We start from the raw sequence: 773 nt of genomic DNA on the forward strand, positions 1-773 counted from the left end.
AGTGTTCAGCGTAAATGTATCAGCTTGCTACAAGGTGGGGGATACGCTGCCGGAAGAAGAGGGGGAAGAGAGCAACGTTGCCGCTGTGGATTTGGGTGAGATTCACCCCGCAGTCGCTCATGAGGGGGGACAAACCTACCTTGCCAATGGCAGGCTGCTGCGCTCCAAAAGGCGCTACCAGAACAAGCTGCAGGGCAAGCTAGCTCGACTCCTGGCGCGCAAAAAGCGGGGTTCTCGGCGGTGGAAGCGGCTAATCCGTTCCAATCGCGTGAGCGGGACGGAGTCCTTACGCCTGCAGCTCAAGAAGCTACACCACCAAATCCAAGACATTCTGCACAAGCAGACGACCAGACTGGTCTCCACGCTCCACGAGCGAGGCGTGCAGACAGTTGTGATTGGCGACATTCGGGATATCCGGATGTCTGCCAACTACAACAAGAAAGCGAATCAGAAGATCCACCAGATGTTGCATGGTCAAGCTCGGCACCAAATCACTTACAAGGCCGAACGGCTGGGGATGAAGGTTGTGCTGCAGGATGAGCGGTACAGCTCTCAGGAGTGTCCTGTTTGTGGGCAGAGAAACAAGCCCAAAGGTCGTGTGTACAGGTGTGGGTGTGGGTTTGAGTTCCATCGGGACGGGGTGGGTGCAATTAACATTGTTGCTACGCAACGCTAACGCGAACGCAGGAAGTATCTGGGCTCCGGCCCAGTAGTTGGGGTTATGGCATCCCCCATAGGGTTGAGGTTGAGGACTCCGTCCCGCTAACGCGAAC

General features: G+C 56.3%; 1 protein-coding gene. It reads left to right on the forward strand.

Annotated elements, in window-relative coordinates:
- The coding region (locus NW818_RS13570; RefSeq protein ID WP_414424853.1) for an RNA-guided endonuclease InsQ/TnpB family protein at positions 1-676 on the forward strand (676 nt) is incomplete at its 5' end.
- Positions 677-773: the final 97 nt, after the last annotated feature.

It is taken from the genome of Synechococcus sp. R6-5 (genome assembly GCF_047461775.1).
Taxonomy (GTDB): Bacteria; Cyanobacteriota; Cyanobacteriia; order Thermostichales; family Thermostichaceae; genus Thermostichus.